12 protein-coding genes and 1 pseudogene are annotated in these 15,615 nt (G+C 65.5%); 4 read left to right on the plus strand and 9 right to left on the minus strand.

All coding sequences use genetic code 11. The features are described 5' to 3' along the window. Positions 1 to 474 (plus strand): cation diffusion facilitator family transporter (locus AUC71_RS02645; RefSeq protein WP_425283345.1); only part of this gene is annotated, 474 nt, incomplete at its 5' end. On the opposite strand, the gene AUC71_RS02650 is transcribed toward AUC71_RS02645, so the two are convergent. The 3 genes from AUC71_RS02650 to AUC71_RS02660 form a co-directional block, all read right to left on the minus strand. Beyond that, positions 471 to 1,631: an osmoprotectant NAGGN system M42 family peptidase gene (locus tag AUC71_RS02650; RefSeq protein ID WP_069623026.1), complete on the minus strand. Its 1,161-nt coding sequence runs from the start codon at positions 1,629 to 1,631 to the stop codon at positions 471 to 473. The genes AUC71_RS02645 and AUC71_RS02650 overlap by 4 nt on opposite strands. Positions 1,632 to 1,710: 79 nt before the next feature. Then, a complete protein-coding gene (gene ngg, locus AUC71_RS02655) occupies positions 1,711 to 3,393 on the minus strand; it encodes an N-acetylglutaminylglutamine synthetase (RefSeq protein WP_069623027.1) in 1,683 nt (560 codons plus the stop codon). Positions 3,394 to 3,460: 67 nt separating this feature from the next. Next, entirely contained in the window at positions 3,461 to 5,233 is a 1,773-nt protein-coding gene (locus AUC71_RS02660) for an N-acetylglutaminylglutamine amidotransferase (protein WP_069623028.1), read from the minus strand. Between the two features lie 619 nt (positions 5,234 to 5,852). Between AUC71_RS02660 and AUC71_RS21730 the strand changes: the two genes are divergently transcribed. Beyond that, positions 5,853 to 8,105 carry a L,D-transpeptidase scaffold domain-containing protein gene (locus AUC71_RS21730; protein ID WP_069623029.1) on the plus strand — a complete coding sequence of 751 codons (2,253 nt, stop codon included), beginning with the start codon at positions 5,853 to 5,855 and terminating at the stop codon, positions 8,103 to 8,105. Continuing rightward, positions 8,102 to 8,692, plus strand: a complete 591-nt coding sequence (locus AUC71_RS21735) for a L,D-transpeptidase family protein (RefSeq protein ID WP_069623030.1) — start codon at positions 8,102 to 8,104, stop codon at positions 8,690 to 8,692. The genes AUC71_RS21730 and AUC71_RS21735 overlap by 4 nt, the downstream gene beginning before the upstream one ends. Positions 8,693 to 8,697: 5 nt before the next feature. On the opposite strand, the gene AUC71_RS02675 is transcribed toward AUC71_RS21735, so the two are convergent. From AUC71_RS02675 to cobS, 3 genes are all read right to left on the minus strand, one after another. After that, positions 8,698 to 10,638 carry a glutamate ligase domain-containing protein gene (locus AUC71_RS02675; protein WP_158007674.1) on the minus strand — a complete coding sequence of 647 codons (1,941 nt, stop codon included), beginning with the start codon at positions 10,636 to 10,638 and terminating at the stop codon, positions 8,698 to 8,700. Positions 10,639 to 11,178: 540 nt separating this feature from the next. Next, a complete protein-coding gene (locus AUC71_RS02680; protein WP_069623031.1) occupies positions 11,179 to 11,457 on the minus strand; it encodes a hypothetical protein in 279 nt (92 codons plus the stop codon). Between the two features lie 107 nt (positions 11,458 to 11,564). Next, positions 11,565 to 12,308 (minus strand): adenosylcobinamide-GDP ribazoletransferase, encoded by a 744-nt coding sequence (cobS, locus tag AUC71_RS02685; RefSeq protein WP_069623032.1) that lies wholly within the window; start codon positions 12,306 to 12,308, stop codon positions 11,565 to 11,567. Positions 12,309 to 12,354: 46 nt separating this feature from the next. Between cobS and cobT the strand changes: the two genes are divergently transcribed. Further along, positions 12,355 to 13,371 carry a nicotinate-nucleotide--dimethylbenzimidazole phosphoribosyltransferase gene (gene cobT / locus AUC71_RS02690; protein WP_069623033.1) on the plus strand — a complete coding sequence of 339 codons (1,017 nt, stop codon included), beginning with the start codon at positions 12,355 to 12,357 and terminating at the stop codon, positions 13,369 to 13,371. Position 13,372: 1 nt separating this feature from the next. Here cobT and AUC71_RS02695 read toward each other — a convergent pair whose 3' ends face one another. The 3 genes and pseudogenes from AUC71_RS02695 to AUC71_RS21740 all read right to left on the minus strand — a co-directional run. Further along, positions 13,373 to 14,686 (minus strand): cobyrinic acid a,c-diamide synthase CobB, encoded by a 1,314-nt coding sequence (locus tag AUC71_RS02695; protein WP_069623034.1) that lies wholly within the window; start codon positions 14,684 to 14,686, stop codon positions 13,373 to 13,375. Further along, entirely contained in the window at positions 14,683 to 15,441 is a 759-nt protein-coding gene (gene cobM / locus AUC71_RS02700; RefSeq protein ID WP_069623035.1) for a precorrin-4 C(11)-methyltransferase, read from the minus strand. The genes AUC71_RS02695 and cobM overlap by 4 nt, the downstream gene beginning before the upstream one ends. A 28-nt stretch (positions 15,442 to 15,469) precedes the next feature. Continuing rightward, positions 15,470 to 15,615 (minus strand): annotated as a pseudogene (locus AUC71_RS21740) (cobalamin biosynthesis protein); the annotation flags it as partial.

The following is a 15,615-nucleotide window of genomic DNA, read 5'->3' on the forward strand; positions in this document are numbered from 1 at the left end:
CTGCGACGTTCACCGTCCTGTTCGAGGACAGCGCCGCGAGTGCTGGGCCTGGTGGCGGCTGCGGCAGGCGTAGCTGCAGCCTATGAACTCGGTCTCGAATGGGCCGACGGTGTGGCCTCGATCGTGATCGGGGCCATTCTCGCCGGCGCCGCGATCCTGCTCGCCCGTGAGACCAAGGGGCTCTTGATCGGCGAGGCGGCGAGCCCGGCCGTCGTGCGGGGCATCCGTGAGATCATCAAGGACGCGCCGGATATCCTGCACATCAATGAACTGCGCACCATGCACCTCGCCCCGCACGAGATCTTGCTGGTCTTGAGCGTTGATTTTGCCGACGGCATTTCTTCGCAGCGCGTCGAGGCGGCGGTCAGTCTGCTCGAGAGCCGGATCAAGACGAGCTATCCCGAGGTCCAGCGCGTGTTCATCGAAGTGCAGGCCACGCACGATGGCATGGCGCGGCGACGCAGCTCGATTTAGTCCTCTTCCTCTAGAGTGACGTCCGAGGTCAGTTCCTGTTCGGCTTCGGCCATCGGCTGACGGGTGAAGTCCTTGAGCGGTCCGATTTCCTCGGCGTCTCGGGTGAACTTGACCGGACCCAAGACATAGGCGGTGATCAGCTCAGCCAAGGAGCGCAAGGCATGGACGTGAATGCGCTCCCAGCCATGGGAGGCATCGATACCGAAGCAGATCAGCGCCGTGCGCACGTCGTGGCCGGCTTCCACGGCCGAGGCGACATCGGAGCGATAGTGCCGGAAGACGTCGCGCTGGTGGAAGATATCGTTATCGGCACAGAGCCGGGCGAGCTGCCGGGTCAGATGGTAGTCGAAGGGGCCGTTGTGATCGGCCATGGCGATGGTGACGCCGAACTCGGCGCTGCCTTGTCCTGGCGCCGTGGTGCCGTTGTCCACGGCAATCAGCGAGGCGACGTCCTCGGTTAGAATATTCGACGCGCCGACGCCCACCTCTTCCTCGATGGTGAATAGAAAATAGACATCGACCGGCAGCTTGTTCTTGACGGGAATGAGCGCCTGGAGTGCGGCGAGCATGACGGCGACGCCGGCCTTGTCATCGAGATGCCGCGAGCAGATGAAGCCGTTCTCGAGGAATTCCGGCTGGGGATCGATCGCAATAATGTCGCCGACATCAATGCCGAGCTTCTTGGCTTCGTCGGCGTTCGAGGATCGCGCGTCGACCCGCACCTCCACATGCTCCCAACCACAAGGCTGCTCGTCGACTTCCTCGCCGTAGGTGTGACCGGAGGCTTTGAGCGGCAGGATGGTTCCGCGATAGCTGCCCTGTTCGGTGAAGATCGTGCAGCGTGCGCCTTCGGCGAAGCGCGCGCTCCAGCTGCCGACCGGTACGACACCGAGGCGCCCATTGTCCTTGACCTGCTTTACCTGCGCGCCGAGCGTATCGAGATGGGCGGCGATGGCGCGGGCCGGTCGCCGCTTCTTGCCGCGCAAGACTGCCCGAATGGCGCCGCGCCGCGTGACCTCGAAGGGGACGCCGAGCCGGTCGAGCTCCTGCCCGCAATGACGGACGATATTGTCCGTATAGCTCGTGGGGCTGGGGATCGAGAGCAGCTTCTCCAGCGTGTCGGCGAGATAGTCCAGGTCGATATGCAAGATCGTCATACGGCAGTCCCTTTGTTGGGGTATCCCTTCGCGGAAGCCCCAAGCGTGGTCGGTCGGACAATGGGTAATACGTAGGCGCCTAGATTTGAAGCGCCTCGCGCACGGTGGCGGGAACGGACTGGGGAAACAGCAGGTCCACGAAACGCTCGGCGGTGGGCTGCGGCTCGTGATTTGCCAGTCCCGGCCGTTCATTGGCCTCGATGAACCAATAGTCCGGCTCGGTCGGCGCCTTCACGATGAAATCGATTCCGGTCACCGGAATCTCGATGGCCCGAGCCGCCCTGACCGCGGCGTCGATCAGCGTCCGATGCAGAATGCCCGTGACGTCGTGGATCGTACCGCCGGTATGGAGATTGGCCGTCTTCCGCACCACGAGATATTTGTCGGCCGGCGGCACGTCGTCGAGGCCATAGCCGGCTCCGGCCACGCAGCGTTCCGTCTCCGCGTCGATGGGGATTGACGATTCGCCCCCGGTGGCCGCGGACCGGCGCCTTGATTGATGTTCGATGAGATCGCGCACGCTCGAGCGTCCATTGCCGATCACGGCCGCGGGCTTCCGGATCGCCGCGGCGACCACGCGGTAATCGATAACGATGATCCGGAGATCCGCCCCCTCGACGAACTCCTCGACCACCACCTCGTTACAGATTTTTTGGGCCGCCTCGATCGCGGTCTTGGCCTGATCCCAGCTTTTAAGACCGACGGCGACGCCCTTGCCCTGCTCGCCGCGCGCGGGCTTGACCACCACCGCCTCGTGGTCTTCCACGAAAGCCCGCGTGCGTTCCTCGTCGTCGGCCGTGACCTGTTCCGGCACGCGAACCTCGGCCGCCCTCACGATGCGGCGCGTCACGCGTTTGTCGTCGCAAATGCTCATGGCGATGGCCGTGGTCAGCGCCGTGAGGCTCTCGCGGCACATCACGGAGCGGCCGCCATAGGTCAGGCGAAAAAAGCCGCCCTCCGCATCGATAATGTCGACGCCAATGCCCCGCCGCAGCGCCTCGTCGATGATGATCCGAGCGTATGGATTGAGCGCCTGTTCGTCGAACGGCGCCTCGGTGAACAGCCGCTCGTTGATGACGTTCTTGCGCTTGACGGTGAACGTGGCCCACCGGATGAACCCGAGCTTGTCGTAAAGGGCGATGGCCTGCTCATTGTCGTGCATCACCGACAAGTCCATGAAGGCCGAGCCACGCTCCTTGAAATGCTCCGCGAGCCTACGCACCAGCGCCTCGCCGATTCCAGGCAGCGTGGCTTGGGGATCGACGGCCAGACACCAGAGCGACGAGCCGTGCTCGATGTCGCCGAACGCGGCGTCGTGATCGACACCGGTAACCGTGCCGATAATGCCGCCGGTGGCCTCGTCCTCGGCGACGAAATAGGTGATCGCCCGGCTGTCGCGCTTCTCCCAGAAGAAGTCGGGTGAGACCGTGACCATGCCGCGGGCGGCATAGATGCGGTTGACCTCCTCGGCATCCTGAACGGAGCTCAGCCGGCGAATGTAGAAGCCGCGCGGTTTGGACTTCGCGGGCTCATATTTGCTGAGATCGAGCCTGTAGGTATGCGAGGGATCCAGGAACAGCTCCTGGGGCGCGGCGGCGAGCACCACGTGCGGGTCGAGAATGTAGAAGGCGATGTCGCGTCGGCCCGGACCTTCGGCCCGAATGCAGGCCGCGAGCTCGCTGGCTTCGGCAAAGGTCTGACCGAACAGCAGCCGCCCCCAGCCGCAGTCGAGAGCGACATTGGCCTGGCCGTGCCGCCCCATTCGGTCGGCGGCGCGTCTGTCTCTACGGCGTCGCCGGTGCTGGCTTTGTCTATGCTCATCGCCACGCCTATATGTTGTGGGTTTGCAGCCATAGTTCCAATAACGCGCACTGCCATAGCTCGGATCCACGCAATGGCGTGATGTGCGCGGTGGGATCGTCGAACAGGCAACCGAGATACTCGGGGCGGAACAGCGCCCGCTCGCGCGCCGCCTGTGAGGTGAGGGCGTCCTTCGTCATCTCCAGCACCGGCCCGTCGATATATTTGAGCGCCGGCACGGGGAAATAGCCCTTGGGCCTGTCGATCACCTCCTGCGGGATCACGTCGCGCGCCACGTCTTTCAGCACGCCCTTGCCTTCGTCCTTCAGTTTCAGTTCGGGCGGCACGCGCGCGGCAAGCTCGACAAGCTCGTGATCGAGGAAGGGAACGCGCGCCTCTAACCCCCAAGCCATGGTCATGTTGTCAACGCGCTTCACCGGGTCGTCCACCAGCATCACCGTCGTGTCGATGCGCAAGGCCCGGTCGAGCGGCGTCTCCGCACCCGCCCGCGTGATATGCGCTTCGACGAACGCGCCGGCTCGTCCTCCGACATCCAGCCCGCGCCGAGACTGGCTGCCGAGCTTGTCGCGGTCGCGGTCGAAGAACAGCGCCTTGTAGTCGGTGAGGATGTCGTTGGAGTTTTCGAGCTTCGGATACCAGTGATAGCCGGCGAACACCTCCGTCGCGCCTTGGCCGCTCTGCACGACCTTCACGTGCTTCGCCACCTCGCGCGACAACAAATAGAAGCCGACATTGTCATAGGAGACCATGGGCTCCGACATGGCGGCGATCGTGTCCGGCAATGCGCTGAGCATGTTCGCCGTGGGGATCATGATCTTGGTGTGATCGGTGTCGAAGCGCTCGGCGATGATGTCGGAGTATTTGAACTCGTCGCCGGCCTCGCCATGCGCAGCCTCGAAACCGATGGAGAAGGTCTTGAGGTGCTGCTGTCCGGCTTCCGCCAGCAAGCCCACGATGAGGCTCGAATCGACGCCGCCGGAAAGCAGCACGCCGACGGGCACGTCGGCGATCATGCGCCGGTCGACGGCGCGGCGCAGGGCATCGCCCACGCGCTCTTTCCAGACCGCATGATCGATCGTCAGGTCTTCGCGGGAACGCTCGAAGGTCAGCGCCCAATAGACGTTGTCTTTGATACGCCCGTCCGGCTCGACGATGCGCAAGGTTGCCGGCGGCAGCTTGCGCACGCCCCGCAGGATCGTATGCGGCGGGGGCACCACGGCGTGGAAGGTCATGTAGTAGGAAAGGCCCACCGGGTCGATTGCGGTATCGACGCCGCCCGCCGCAACCAGCGCCGGCAGGGTGGAGGCGAAGCGCAAATGCTTGTCGTCTTGCACGTAGTAGAGGGGCTTGATGCCGAGCCGGTCCCGGCACATGGCGACCCGGCCCGTGTCGCGCTCGTGGATCACGAAGGCGAACATGCCGTTGAAGCGCTTCGGCGCGTCCGGTCCCCAGGCGTGCCACGCCTTGAGGATCACCTCTGTGTCGCTGGTGGAGAAGAAGCGGTAGCCCTTGCCTTCCAGCTCGGCCCTGAGGTCCTTGTGATTGTAGATGCAGCCGTTGAAGACCAGGCTCAAGCCCAGTTCGGAATCGACCATCGGCTGCTGTCCGCGCTCCGACAGGTCGATGATCTTGAGGCGGCGATGGCCGAGAGCGACGCGGCCGCGGGCCAAGATGCCCTCCGCATCGGGGCCTCGCGGGCACATGGAGCAAGTCATGGCGCTGAGCGCCTCGACCGAAGCAGGCGAGCCGTCGAAGGTGATCTCGCCGCACAAACCGCACATGATTAGAACCTCGGATTTCTGAGAAGTTCAGGCCGACATGCGTGCATAGTCAAAGATGCGAGCAAGAATGGGGCCGATTACCGCGAGGCTTCGCGAGCACCCGCGTCAGGGTTTCAAGAGCTGGGAGTTCCGCTGATGTCGGCGGTTATTGCATCAATGCCTGCTGTGATCAAATTTCGGGTGTCATAACGTCTGCGTGGAATCCGCGCATATGCCCATTCTCGGGGCAAATAGCCGGAAAATCCTCTGGGGTGCTTCGTATGTGTCTCCCAAACGCCACGCTCGGCGAAACGTTTCGTTAATTCTACCCGGAGGCCCAGGAACCGCCCCGTTTTGCCGATATCCGTCAGGTCTCTCACGAAATCGTCAGTGATTTCAGAGTGGCCGTTGGTAGTCCCAGGGACTACGCTGATGGGGTTGAGGGGACCAGGAGATGGGCGGACGACCCACAGTTGTGGGGCTACTCGCAGTAGCTGCAGCGGCGTGGTGCGCGGGCGCAATCGCGCCGCCGCCTGCGGCTGCGGAATTTCGAATTCCTGGCCTCTTCGAATTCAAGCCCAAGGCCGCCCAGCGGAAGCAGGTTTTCCGCCCCACTATACCGAAGCGCAATCCCAGCCGTGTGACAGCCGGCGTATCCGCCGCTGCCGTGTCGCCGGAGATCGCCGACAACAGCGAAGCCATGGTTGTCGTCGGGACCGCGTCGGCGGCGAGCGTCGCCCTGGCGCTTCCCGCGCCCGAGCGGAAAGAGGCCGCGGCCGAAACTCAAGCCCCCGAGATCGAGACCGCCGCGATGGAGCCTGCGGCGACGGAGGACAATTCCTCTGAGGCCCTTGAGACGGCCGAAGCCGCGCCCGAGGAGGACGCCGAAACGAAGACCACGGCCGTCTCGGATGAACAGCCGAATGAGTCTGTGTCCGCTGCCGGGTCGACCGATGCAACGGAGTCCACCGAGGCGGCAGAACCGGAAGAGGCGTCCGCCGAGACCGCGGAAGCTCCCGCGGCCCAAGACTCCGAAGAGGCACAAGACACCAACGAACCGGTCGAAGAGGCCGAACCGGTAGAGACGGCTAAGGCCGACGCGGATTTGGACGAGGGCGACGCCAAGCCAACCGGCGCCGTGGAGACCGCGGCGTCGGATGCGCCGCCGGAGATGACGGCGGAGGCGGAACCGGTAGAGACCGACGCGGACGATGAAACCGCCATGACGGACGAGTCCGAGGATCCGCGGCCGACCGAAGCCAAACAGGGCGACATCGACGGTGACGAAACACCTGCCGACACGGCCGAGACCGCTCCGGCCGAGACCGCTCCAACTGAACCCAAGGAAGACGAGAGACTGGCGGAGATCGCCGCGGTGGCGCCGCCCGCAATTGAAACGTCTGAGAACGCAGAGGACGGGACGCCGGCAACAGCCTTGGAAGACACAGAGCCCGCAGCGATAGAGACGGCGAAGATCGAGGCAGTTGCCGATCCTGAAGAGGCTGCGGAACCGGCTGAGACGCCGGAGCAGGCCAAGACGCCGCCTTACGATGCAAGCGTCGTACTCGATGTGTCGCCGCCCCCGGATGAGGTTCTCGCTGCCGTCGTAACCCCCGTCGCCGACGCCACGCCGTCCAATGACGACGAGGAAGAGACAAAGGCGGAGGACGAGGAGCCGGACAAAGAGACCAAGGTAGCCGCGCTGACGCCCCCGAGCGCGCCGGCCCCCGGCCAGGAGGCAACGGAGGAAGAGACGCCCACGGTCGAAGCGCTGGATACGGTGCCGTCCGAGGACGAGAAGGTCGAAGACGAAAAGGTCGAGGACGAAAAGGTCGAAGACGAGAAAGTCGAGGCCGAGGAAGCACCCGCCGAGAACGCTTCGGCCGACGCGGACGCGGAGAAAGTCGCGGACGAGAATGCGGCCTCCAGCAAGAGCGGGGAAAGTTCAGAGGAGACCTCCGAGGCGCCAAGTGACGAGGAGGCCGTTGCCGAGGAGGCAGCGCCGCCTCCGCCGCCGCCGGCCCATCCGGTCGTCGCCGTCATCCGCGCCAAGCTTGAGAAGCCGGGCCAATACAAGAGCGCGGCCGCGTCGGACCTCAAAGCGCTGACGGAGCTCTATGGCGCCCGCGAGGAGCCGCCGCTGTGGATTACGGAGAGCGGCTTCTCCGATAAGGCCAAGGCGATCATGGCCGAGATTCGCAAGGCCGACGACTGGGGGCTGCAAGCCTCCTCCTTCGAGCTGCCCGCCGCCGACGCGGCGCCGGCGACTGAGGACGCCCAGGCGGATGCCGAGATCGAGCTGTCGATCGCCATTCTGAGCTATGCGCGCGACGCCCAGATTGGACGGCTCTCGCCGTCGCAGGTCAGCAAGCTGTTCGACCAGCATCCAACCTTGCGCGATCCGAAGACCGTGCTCACCGAGATGGCAGCATCCGGTGCGCCGGACAAGTATTTGCTCTCGCTCCATCCGCAACACGTGCCGTTCAAACGGCTGCAGGAGGCCTTGGTTCGGGCGCGCGATTCTGCGAAGGCCACGGGGCGCCGTCCTGAGGACGACCGCAAGGTCCAACTGATCGTCATCAATATGGAGCGCTGGCGCTGGCTGCCGCGCCAGCTCGGCAACTACCACGTTTGGAACAACGTGCCGGAATTCAATGTGCGCGTCATTAAGGGCGACCAGGTGATCTATCAGGAGAAGACGATCGTCGGTCAGTACAAATATGCCACGCCGTTCTTCTCCGCGCCAATGCGCAACATCGTGTTCCACCCGAACTGGACCGTACCGCCGACCATCATCAAGGAGGATTTGGCGCCGAAGCTCCAGGGCCCAGCGGTGGCGGCTTCTTCGGCAACTCCAAGGATGCCATTCTACGCCGCTACGGACTCTCGGTGAGCTACAAGGGTGAGCGCATCAGCGCGGATACTGTCGACTGGAACAGCGTCAACATCCACGCCTATACTTTCACGCAGGATCCCGGCCCGGCCAACCCGCTCGGCCAGTTCAAGTTCAACTTCCCCAACAAGCACGCCATCTACATGCACGACACGCCTCAGCGCGAGCTGTTCGCGGAGAGAACGCGCACGCTGAGCCATGGCTGCATTCGCGTGAACCAGCCCGACCGTTTCGCCGCGTTGCTTCTGGGCGAGGACAAGGGCTGGTCGATGAATCAGGTGCGAAGCTTGGTGGCGAAAGGGCCCGGCTCGAGCACGGTGATTGCGCTCAACCGCCACGTGCCCGTGCATCTGACCTACTTCACGGCCATGGCCGGCCAGGACGGAACGGTGAGCGACTTCGCCGATTTCTATGGCATCGACAACCGCATGGCGTCGAAACTGTTCAGCAACCCGGCCCATTTCCCGATGCCCGCGACGCCCGAGGTGGCAGAGTCGGGTTCGAGTTCCAGCACGCAAGCTCAGGCACAGCGTCGGCGGACCGGCGGCGGCTTCGACAACTTTATCTCTGGCATTTTCGGAAACTAGGCGGCTCAGGCAGCAAGCGCGCCGAGGATGTCGCGCGCAAAGGCCGTGAGCGAGGGGTCGCGCGCACCCATCACCAGCACCACGTCGCCGTCCTTTGCGTCCTCGGCAATGCGGCCGATCAGCCAGTCACGCGACGGCGCAAACCCGGCGCGCGTGCCATGCGCCGCAATCTCATCGATGATCTCGGCCGCCGAGAAATCGCGCGTCGCCGTGCCACCCGCATAGAACACTTCGAGCATCCACAGCCCGTCTTCCGGCCCGAGCTCCCCGGAAAAAGTGCGCACGAAGTCGTTCCGCAAAAACCGCGTCGGCCCATAGCCGTGTGGCTGGTAGACCGCCAATACGCGCTTGCCCCGGAGCTTCGCGGTGCGGATGGCTGCGGCGATTTTCTCGGCATTGTGGGCGAAATCGTCCACCACCTCGATTCCGCGCACGCAGCCCACTGTTTGGAACCGCCGCCCGATGCCAGAGAAGCCGGCCAGCGGCGCCGCCATATCGGCAAGCGGCACGTCGACCGCACGGCATGCGGCAATCGCCGCCAGCGCGTTCATCACGTTGTGGATTCCGGGCACGGGAATTTCGAAGGCAACCTCATCCACCCTGAATCTGCTCCCATACGCTTCCGGCGCGATGTCTTGGCCACGCACATGGGCGTGCGCGCTGAGCCCGAACCGCAGGCTCCCGCCTCCGAACGGGTCGAGGTTCGGATCGTCGCCGACGACAAGCGTTTCGCGCGCCCGCGCCCGCAACGTCGCGAACATTGCCGCCACCTCATCCATCTCCTTGTGATCGCGCTGGAGATTCAGGAGCACACCCACGGCCGGTGCATAGCGCACGAGCGAGCCGTCGCTCTCGTCCGCCTCGACCACGAGAAGATCGGAGTCGCCGGCGCAGGCATTGCCGATCAGCCCCTCGGCCTGCAGCGCGGGCAAGTCGCCACCGGTGATGACGGAAGGATCTCGTCCTGCGCCACGCAAGATTTCAAACGTCATGCCGGTGACGGTGGACTTGCCGCTGGTGCCTGTCACGGCGATCGATCTGTAGGCGCCGACGAAATGGGCGAGCATCTCCGACCGATGCACAATAGGGATGTTGCTTGCTTTCGCCGCCGCGAAATCCGGAACTTGCTCCTCGACCGCCGTGGACACCACGAGCGCGGCACAATCTGTCCCCGCGCCGCTGCCGTCCTGGGGGAACACGTCGATGCCGAGCGCCTCGAGCTGCGCGCGCATGGCTCCACGTTCGCCGTGATCGAAGGCGCGGTCGCTTCCCGACACCCGCCCGCCGGTCATCGCCTGAAATTGGGCGATGGCGCTCATGCCGGAGCCGCCGAGCCCTGCATAGTGAAAGCGTCCATCGCCGTAGGGGTCGGGGATGACGCGATCCGTGGAGGCGGCGATGAGCACGAAATCGCCTTCGCGCACGACATCGAACAGCGCGCGGATATCGGCATTCCCAAGCCGCACGCAGCCCTGCGACATGGGGCGGCCGATCAGCGCCTCTTGGTTGGTGCCGTGGAGATAGATGTAGCGTTCGAGAGAGTCGTGCCCTGGTCCGCGATTGCTGCCGTCCTCGAGTCCGTCGAGGGTGAGGATGCGCGTCAGGATGAGATCGCCGTCGCAATCCTCGCCGCACCAGGTCTCGCCCGTGGGCTCGCGCGATACGAACACGGTTCCCGGACAGGCTTCCGCGCCGATGCGTGCATGGATGCGGTGCCAGCCGGGCGGCGTCTTGAAGGAATTCTCTTCACCGCCGATGCCGTTCTTTGCCGTGGACACCGGCCATGCGCCGAGAGCCGTCAAGGTCTCGAGCCAGACCGCGGTCTGCCGTTCCACGTCGACCACGAGCAAGCGGTCGGGAAGGGCGTCCGGCGCTCCGGGGCGCTCGAGTGCGGCGCGGGCGAGCGCCAAGGCACGGTCTGATATGGCGGGAAGGGGCGGGGTCACGCGGCGCACTCTGCCACAACGGCCGCCGCACTGTCACCCCTTTGTTACCGGCAATGCAAAAGGACCGGCGGGGAGACCGCCGGTCCGCCTAATTGTCCTGCGATCGCCGTCTGCTACCAGTAATAGCGGCGTCCGTAATAGGGCGTCCCCAGTACCCGTAATTGCCGTAATAGCGCGCGTAAGGCGGGCCATAATAATAGCGCCTCGGCGCGTAATAGCGCGGTGCGTAATAGCCGTAGGGCCGCGCGTAACGGTAAGGGCGATAACCGCGCCGGCGGTAGCCACAGACTCCACGCCGGCGTTCGCCGGGCTTGCCTGATCGATTTTGGGAAGGGGCGCGGCTTGCGCCGGTGCGGCGCCAAGTGAGAAAACCGCCACAAGTCCTGCGGCGGCAAACAGAATGAGGGAGTGACGCATTTCGATCTCCTGGTACGCCAACCGCCCCCGGCCGAACTAACCTTACCGGGGGCATGCGGGCGCGGCAATGCGCCTGCCCGTCACTTCGGCGTGAAACCTGTTCAGAAAGAGTGAGGCTCGCTCCTAGAAGAGCGGTCCGCCATAGGGGTAGTAATACTGCCAATTGTAATACTGGTAGGGCCGCCAATAAGGCGTGCACTGCCAGCCACAGCCCCGCACGGCGCGCCGCGCACCGCGGCGGCCCCGGGCGCGCCAGCCCACGGTCTCGACTTTCGACTGACCGCCGGCGACCGTTTTGGTCATTGCCGCATGCTCGGAAACGGCGAGCGGCGCCGCTGTGACGATCGTCGGGGCGACGAACGCAACGCCGCAAATAAGTGAAAACGCCAGCACGATACGCATTCGACTACTCCCTGCGGTTCTTTCGAGTCCGTCGAGGGACTCTTGTTCTGTGAGCACTCTAGCACCGGGTGTCTTTCCGCCCCGTTACAGCCCGCTTAGGGGTTTGCTCACCATAGCGCCGCGGCAGTCAATAAAATCAGGATCTCGCTCATCTGTTCCACGGCGCCGAGCACATCGCCGGTCTGCCCGCCGATCTGCTTGACGCTGAGACGCACCAGAAAAATGAGCCCGGCAACGACCACGAGCGCGGCGACGAGTCCCGTTCCAATCCCGAGGGAAACCATCAGCGCGAGGAGCCCGAGTAGCGTGGCGGCCGTGGCCGCGCCGGTCGTCGGTGTTCCGACGCCCGCCGACAGCCCGTCCTCGCGAGCGTTGGGAACCGCGCGCATGAACAGCGGCAGCACCCCTCGTGCCCCCGCATGGGCCGCGATGAGGGCTGCGGCTGCGGGCCCCGGCCCGGCGAGGGCGGCGATCGCACCCACGCGCAGTAGGACAGCCACGATGAGCACTACGACGCCGTAGGCGCCGCTGCGGCTGTCGCGCATGATCTCCAGCTTGCGCGCCTTGGTGCCGCCGCCGCCGAAGCCGTCGGCGGTATCGGCGAGCCCGTCCTCATGCAGGCAGCCCGTGATGAGCGCCGTGGCGGCGACCGCGAGCGTGGCCGAGACGAAAGGCGGCAGGCCCAAGCTGTCGGCGAGCCAATAGACCAGCGCGCCGAGTGCACCGACCATCGCGCCGACGACGGGGAAGGTCCATGCGGCTCGCGCCAAGTTCGCGGCCTCCGGCACTGAGACAGGGAGCCGCGTGCAAAAGGCTAGGCCCGTCCTGAGGTCCGTGGTAATGGCGCCCATCCCCGTAAAATCCTTTGCTGCCGCTTCCGCCGGAGCCTACGCCGAAATGTCCCGCTTCGCTTCATTAGAGCAATTGCGCGCCGCCTGCCGCGATCTGCCCGACGCGGACCAAGCCACCGCCGAGGCCGTGAGCGCGCGCGAAGCGCGGTTGACGAAGCCCTCGGGAAGTCTGGGGCGGTTGGAGGACCTCACCGCCTGGCTCGCCGCCTGGCAGGGCCGCAACCCGCCGAGGCTCGATAGGCCCGAGATCCTGGTCTTCGCGGCCAATCACGGGGTCACCGCCCAAGGCGTCTCTGCGTACCCCTCGGAGGTCACGGCTCAGATGGTGGCCAACTTCGCCGCAGGCGGCGCGGCCATCAACCAACTCGCCTGCTTGAGCGGCGCCGCCTTGCGCATCACATCGTTGTCGTTGGACACACCGACTGCGGATTTCACCAAAAAGCCTGCCATGGATGAGACGGCGTTTCTCGATGCGGTGGGCGCCGGCTACGACGAAGTCTCCGACGATGCCGATCTGGTCGTCCTCGGCGAGATGGGAATCGGCAACACCACCGCGGCGGCGGCACTGTCCGCAGCCCTGTTCGGCGGCGGCGGACGTTTTGCCGGCACGGGCACGGGCATTGATGACCAGGGACTTGCCCGCAAGCGCGCGGCCATCGAGAAAGCGCTCGAACGTCATAAGGATGCACTCGGCGATCCCTTGCGCGCGGCGGCCTGCGTCGGCGGCCGAGAACTCGCCGCCATCCTCGGCGCATGTCTGGCGGCGCGCCACAAACACATCCCGGTGCTCATCGACGGGATCGTGTCGACGGCGGCCGTGGCGCCGTTGAAACTCTTGCGCGAAGACTCCCTCGATCATGCTCGCGTCGGACATCTCTCAGCGGAAGCCGGACACGGTCTGTTGCTGGACGAACTCGGTATGACGCCGCTGCTCGATCTCGGCTTGCGGCTCGGCGAAGGCTCGGGGGCCGCGGTCGCGCTGTTGGTGTTGCGTGCCGCGCTCGCCTGCCACACGGGCATGGCGACCTTTGAAGAAGCACAAATTTCCGACAAATCTAGCTGAGTCAGGCTGCAGCGATCGCATGGAAGAAAGTGCCGGTGACGTTGCCGCGCCTTTGGCCCGCAGTGCCTAGCGCCTTGCCCTCGCCGTCGGCGATCTCGGTGAGCGGTGCATCGTTGCCGGTCTCGGTGATGCGCGCGTAGTGGAACTCGTGGCCCCGGACCATGGTGCCTTGCTTGCCAAGCACGCAGTCCGCCAACAGCTGCGCCTGGCGATAGCCGAGATGAAGCTTGCGTTCCGCGAAGCTCGTCGCATGACCGAGCAAGCCCGTCATAGCGTGACGTCTGCCTTTCGCGTCGACCAGCCCCTCGCCCAGAACCATGTAGCCGCCGCACTCCCCGTGCACGGGCCGGGTTCCGGCGAACGCCGCAAGCGATCTCTTGAAGTTCTCTGCTTTGGCCAGGGCGCCCGCATGCAGTTCCGGATAGCCGCCGGGCAGCCAGCAGGCGTCGCACGCCTCCCCGGGTCCTTCGTCGGCGAGTGGAGAGAACGGCAAGATCTCCGCACCTTGTACCCGCCAGTCTTGGACGAGATGCGGATAGACGAAGGTGAAGGCCGCGTCCTGCGCCAGGGCGATGCGCGAGCCGGGTGGCGGCAGCGCCGTTGTCGGCTTCACGATTGTTGCCGATGGCGGCGCCGCGAGATTGAGAATTGCATCGAGATCGAGATGCCGCTCGGCCATCTCCGCGAGCGCATCGAGCCGCGTCTCCAGGTCGCCATGCTCACCCGCTTGAACCAGCCCCAAGTGCCGTTCGGGTAAGGCGATCGCCTCGTTGCGAGGCAGAACGCCGAGAAGGGGAATCTGCAATGCCTCGATGGCGGTCGCAGCAAGCCGATGGTGCCGTTCGCTGCCGACGCGGTTCAGAATGACGCCCGCGATGCGAACGCGCAAATCGTGACTGGCGAAGCCGCGCAGCAGCGCCGCCGCCGACTGCGACTGACCGGAAACGTCGATCACCAGCAGGACCGGGAGATCAAAACGCGAAGCGAGATCGGCGGTGGACCCCGTGCGGCCCGGCTCGCCGCCGATCCCGTCAAACAGGCCCATGACGCCCTCGATGACGAGGATATCGCTGCCGGCGACGGCCGCGCGCACCAGGCCATCCAGGAGGCCGGGCGCCATGGCCCAGCTGTCGAGATTGACGCTTGGACGGCCGGTCGCTGCCGCATGGAACGCCGGGTCTATATAGTCCGGCCCGGCTTTGGCCGCCTGCACGGCCAGTCCGCGGCGGCGTAGCGCGGCGAGCAACGAGAGCGTCACTGTCGTCTTGCCGGCGCCCGATTTGTGGGCCGCGACGATGAACCCGGGCGCGCTCATACCGGGCCTCCGCGATAACGGCGGCGATAATCCGCGTCATAGAGCGCGCTCTCCCTGAAATCTCGAGTTGCGAGCGCCGGGCCAACCAGGATCAGCGCCGTGCGCTCGATGGGACCCTCTGCCAGTTGCGCGCAAATATCTTGAAGCGTACCGCGCAGGATGCGTTCTTGCGGCTGGCTCGCATGCGCCACCACGGCCACAGGACAGTCCGCGCCGTAGTACGGTTTCAACTCCCCCACGACCTTATCCAGCGCATGGACGGCGAGGTGGATCGCCAGGCGTGCGCCCGTGGCCCCGAATGCCGCAAGCGTCTCTCCGGCGGGCATGGCGGAGGCGCGTCCCGCCACACGGGTGAGGACGACGCTCTGCGCCACTTCCGGCACGGTGAGCTCGCGTTGGAGCACTGCGGCGGCAGCGGCGAAGGCAGGCACGCCCGGCGTCAGCGTGAAGGGAATAGCGCGGGCGTCGAGCCGGCGCATCTGCTCGGCCACGGCGCTGAACACCGAGAGGTCGCCGGAATGGAGCCGTGCTACATCCTGCCCCGCTTCATGCGCGGTGACATACTCCGCCTCTATCTCATCGAGCGCGAGGGGCGCCGTATCGACAAGCGCGCCGGGAGGGCAGTAGGCGAGCAGGTCTCTTGATACGATAGAGCCGGCATAGAGGCAGACAGGGCAGCGCGCGAGGAGGTCGCGGCCCCGCACCGTAATCAGGTCGGCGGCGCCAGGCCCGGCGCCGATGAAATGGACGGTCACGCCTCGCGTCCGCGGCGGCGAGGGCGCAGGTCGCGGGCCCCACCACGATGCGCGCGACAATAAGCTTGGAGGCGGGACCCGCGGCGGCGAGGGCCGCGGCCTCGGCGACGGAAGCAACGCCGAACAGCTCCTTCACCCGTGGTGAGGAGGACTGCGTGCGCGGGCCGGCCGCTC

The organism is Methyloceanibacter marginalis (assembly GCF_001723295.1).
In the GTDB taxonomy this organism is placed as follows: Bacteria; Pseudomonadota; Alphaproteobacteria; order Rhizobiales; family Methyloligellaceae; genus Methyloceanibacter; species Methyloceanibacter marginalis.